4 protein-coding genes are annotated in these 4,184 nt (G+C 51.5%); 3 read left to right on the top strand and 1 reads right to left on the bottom strand.

The window, feature by feature from the left end; all coding sequences use genetic code 11:
* Positions 1 to 994: HEPN domain-containing protein (locus B7364_RS08435; RefSeq protein ID WP_232780849.1), on the top strand; the 994-nt coding region annotated here is incomplete at its 5' end.
* Between the two features lie 51 nt (positions 995 to 1,045).
* On the opposite strand, the gene B7364_RS08430 is transcribed toward B7364_RS08435, so the two are convergent.
* The gene (locus B7364_RS08430) at positions 1,046 to 1,513 is read right to left on the bottom strand and encodes a TolB-like translocation protein (RefSeq protein ID WP_157893603.1); all 468 of its coding nucleotides are present in this window, start codon (positions 1,511 to 1,513) and stop codon (positions 1,046 to 1,048) included.
* Between the two features lie 294 nt (positions 1,514 to 1,807).
* Here B7364_RS08430 and B7364_RS08425 point away from each other — a divergent pair, with 294 nt between their 5' ends.
* Complete coding sequence (locus B7364_RS08425) at positions 1,808 to 2,902, top strand: Fic family protein (RefSeq protein WP_085339560.1); 1,095 nt, start codon at positions 1,808 to 1,810, stop codon at positions 2,900 to 2,902.
* A 271-nt stretch (positions 2,903 to 3,173) separates the two neighbouring features.
* The coding region (locus tag B7364_RS08420) for a class I SAM-dependent DNA methyltransferase (protein WP_157893602.1) at positions 3,174 to 4,184 on the top strand (1,011 nt) is incomplete at its 3' end.

Genomic DNA, 4,184 nt, shown 5'->3' with positions numbered 1-4,184 from the left:
CAACACGCCTCTGGATCAGATACTTTGTCCACACGGCCTAGATTATTCGAATAACGAAAAGAACCTTGAAATGGTTGTACGGCTTTTAACCGGCCAAGAGGTCACGCTCAATAAACATTGGCTCATTCAAGGCCTTGCGGCTGAAACCGACGTGGATTTGGCAAATGGGCTGCTATTCAGACGTTTGACTGGAGATGAAAAGGCCAATTTTCTAAATCAGTGCGTGCCCTACAAGATTTACGCCAATCATATTCCTGAAGCTCAGTGCGATTGGTTCGGACTTTGCTACAGCCTTAAAATGCCAAAGGCAATTGGTGATGCAGGAACTAATGAAGAGTATGTTGCTCCTGCCGAGCTTCAGCCCCAATTAGAAAAATTCCTGTTGTCAGTGGCACTTTTAGGCCCCGAATTTTGCAAAATACCCTCCGGCAATATTGATGCGCCATCTCTTCAGTTCGCGTCGGCTCTCAGCCTTGGCCAATATGTGACTTTTGGTCGTGACCCAATGATCGCGTGGACGTTGACATCGACGGACAGAGTTGTGATCCGCATAGATCAGGCGAAGGCAATCCTTGACTGCTGGAACATCATAAGACCGGATGCCAATCCCAAGCTTCGGCCTAACTTAGAAAATGCGCTGCACCGGTATTTACTTTCTGAAACGCGCAACTCCAAAAACGACAAATTGATTGATCTTATAATTGCTGTTGAGTCGCTTTATGGCGACAGCAAGAACACTACCGAGCTTAGCTTCCGAATGTCGCTGCGTGCATCTCAGTTTGCGGAAGGCGACCGAGAGCGGAAGCAGCAAATACATAAGAGTTTCAGGAAAGCATATGAGCTGCGGAGCGCAGTGGTGCATGGTAAACGGCCCGCTGAACAAGATATCGAAAAATGCATCGATGAAATTCGGCCTGTGATAGCCGCTGGCCTATTGAAGGCCACAAAACTGGCAAAAAATGGTGAGATCGATTGGGACTCCTATCTTTTCTAACAGTGCTGAGCACCCTCGTGACCAGAAAAAATCACTGAAACATCATAATTCTCACCACGCATGCCAGCCACGTTTGGCAAGCCATGGTGCGACTGCCAACTCGCCATACTCGTTTTCAGAACCAGGAACCAAGAATTCCAACATTCCATCGGGCCTTACAACAAAGACTGGATTGATCGTGCCATTTTCGGGTGGTCGGGCCTGTTTATGCCGCTGGATCATAAGGAAGCCTCGGTAGGGGCCAGTTCTTATGACGCTGAGGGCGGTGCCGGTTGTCACAAAACGTGCTTTCCCGGTTCTTAGGTTGATTTGATGAACCGCAGACCTGTACGGCGAAGCATCGTTTGATGTGACATAAACAAACCCGCCATCAAGCGAAAACAGCGGCGTATCAAGATTGGTGAGGTTTTGCTTGTAATCGTCATCAAAGCGGGAAACCAATAATTGCCTTTCAGTTCCCGTATTTTTGTCAACAAGAACAATCGCCTCTGCGCCAGTTCCGTCCGCTGCGCCTTTCACCAAAGGCTTGATAAAGACTTGATATCTGCCGTCAGAGGAAATTGCTGACCCAGCGCCAGCGGAGGCACCCGAGCCCAAACAAAGCAATGCGACAAAGACACAGGAAAGCAATCTAATAAAACCCTGCCACATTGCTTTTATCTCCGCTTAGGTCAGTCGTTGGCTGATGACCCTATGCTTGATGCGAAATGGGGAGAAGCCCCCTCCCCGCATATGTTAAGCCAAAGCTGATTATTGAACATAACCGGAGAACATGTTAAGTTTTCCGAGAATTTTTAACATATCGGGAGTGACATGTTAAAGCCTACATACTTGATCCCCGAGCTACCGCCCGCAATCGAGCTCGAAACAAAGCCTGTGCTCAAAGCGCTCGCCAAAGCAAACCGCGCTTTGGCGGAGCTGAAAGGCCGCGCAGCAACGCTCCCGAACCAAGGGATCTTGATCGATACGCTCGCTTTGCAAGAAGCCAAAGCGAGTTCAGAAATCGAAAACATCGTCACGACACAGGATGAACTTTTTCAAGCCGATCTCGAGATAGATGGTCCAAACTCGCCAGCGGCCAAAGAGGTCGCACTTTACCGCGATGCTTTAAAGCTTGGCTTTGATCACCTTCGTCAGTCGGATGGATTGATCACCAACCGAACGCTGATTGCGATGTTTCAACTTCTAAAAGGCCATGCCGGAGGGCTTAGAGACACACCCGGAACCGCCTTGAGAAACGATACGACCGGCGAAATTGTTTATGTTCCGCCCCAAGACGCGCGTGACATTAAGACGCAAATGACGAGTCTGGAAAGCTTTATCAATCTCGACCAAGACCCCGAGATCGATCCCCTGATCAAGATGGCACTCATTCATCATCAGTTTGAGAGCATTCACCCGTTTCCGGATGGCAATGGGCGCATTGGCCGTATCTTGAACGTCCTTTATCTTACTCGATCCGGCCTGCTTGATATCCCAATCCTCTATCTGTCACGGCATATCACCCGGACAAAGGCTGACTATTATCGCCTATTACAAGCCGTTCGCACCGACGGCGCTTGGGAAGACTGGATCCTCTATATGCTGGGTGCAGTGGCCGAGACAGCAACCACAACGCTTGAGCTTTTGGAGGGCATACGGACCCAGATGGCGAGCGTGAAGAGCCGCATGCGAACCGAACTGCCCCACCTCTACTCGCAAGACTTGCTGAATAACCTCTTCCGCCACCCATACACCCGCATTGAATTTGTCATCAACGACATCAAAGTCTCCCGACAAACGGCAGCAAAATACCTCGATCAGCTGGCCGACGCTGGTTTTGTGAACAAGCATCGGGCTGGACGAAGTAATTATTACGTGAATGCTGACTTGGTGCGCTTGTTCCTTGAGGTTTCTGGTGGGAAATAGGAGCCAATGGGATGTCCTTAGCAGTTAGATTGCCATGATGAGTGGGTTCCGCTGCTTGCGTCCTGAGATGTCGTACTTAGGAGGAAAAAGCATCATAAGAGCCAGTGCCACAGGCAAGCGGACACTTCACGTCATACGGACAATATGCTTCGCGGCACACATAAGGTAGAAAAATTGAGGAAACAGGATACTGGAATCATGAAAGAAAATTTTGGAATACAGATGCTGTGTGGTCATCTAGCCCGCGCAACGAAAATCGAGAGAGAATTGAATGTTTGAAGGCATATTCAAGCGGATTGACGACGCGCTGCGGCAGGAGGCGGGCTGCACGACCGAGCTCGACTACACCGAGCAGTCGTCGTGGATCTTGTTCCTCAAATATCTCGACGACCTGGAGCGCGAACGCGCGCTGAAAGCCGAGCTGGAAGGCAAGCCCTACAGCCACATCATCGACGCCAAGCATCGATGGACCGTTTGGGCCGCGCCGCGAAAGGGCGATGGCACGCTCGACCGTGACCGCGCCATGACCGGCGACGATCTCATCGAGTATGTCGATGACACACTGTTCCCCTACCTGCGCGGCTTCAAGCAGCGCGCCGCCAACCCCGCTACCATCGAGTATAAAGTTGGCGAGATTTTCAGCGAGATCAAACCGAAGTTCAATTCCGGCTACACGCTGCGCGAAGTGCTGGAGTTGACCGATCAGCTCCGCTTCGGCAACCAGGACGAGAAGCATGAGCTGTCTGACCTTTACGAGGTCAAGATCAAGCGCATGGGCAATGCCGGTCGCAATGGCGGGGAGTATTACACGCCGCGCCCGCTAATCCGCGCGATGATCAACGTCATCAAGCCCAAGATCGGCGAGACGATTTATGACGGTGCAGTGGGGTCCGCAGGCTTCCTGTGTGAAGCCTTCGCCTACATGCGGCCCAGCGCGAACAGCACCAAAGACCTTGAGACGCTGCAGCGCCGCACCTTCACGGGCGTAGAGAAGAAGAGCCTCGCCTACGTCATCGCCATCATGAACATGATTTTGCATGGCATCGATGCACCCAGCATCGTGCATGACAATGCGCTTGGCCGCTCGCTGTCGGACATCCAGCCGCGCGATCAGGTGGATATCATACTCGCCAACCCACCTTTCGGTGGCAGCGAGCGGCGGGAGATTCAGCAGAACTTCCCCATCCGCTCTGGCGAGACAGCCTATCTGTTCCTCCAGCACTTTATGAAGATGCTAAAGCCTGTCCGTCATCAAAACATTTGGCACAGATTGGTCTGTGAC

Origin of the sequence: Aquidulcibacter paucihalophilus (assembly GCF_002105465.1) — a bacterium.
In the GTDB taxonomy this organism is placed as follows: Bacteria; Pseudomonadota; Alphaproteobacteria; order Caulobacterales; family Aquidulcibacteraceae; genus Aquidulcibacter; species Aquidulcibacter paucihalophilus.
Note: the sequence above shows the minus strand (reverse complement) of the source record. Positions and strands in the feature narration are given on the sequence as shown.

Coding starts and splice junctions, on each gene's coding strand:
- B7364_RS08425 (WP_085339560.1), top strand. CDS start 1,808: ATGTTAAAGCCTACATACTTGATCCCCGAGCTACCGCCCGCAATCGAG.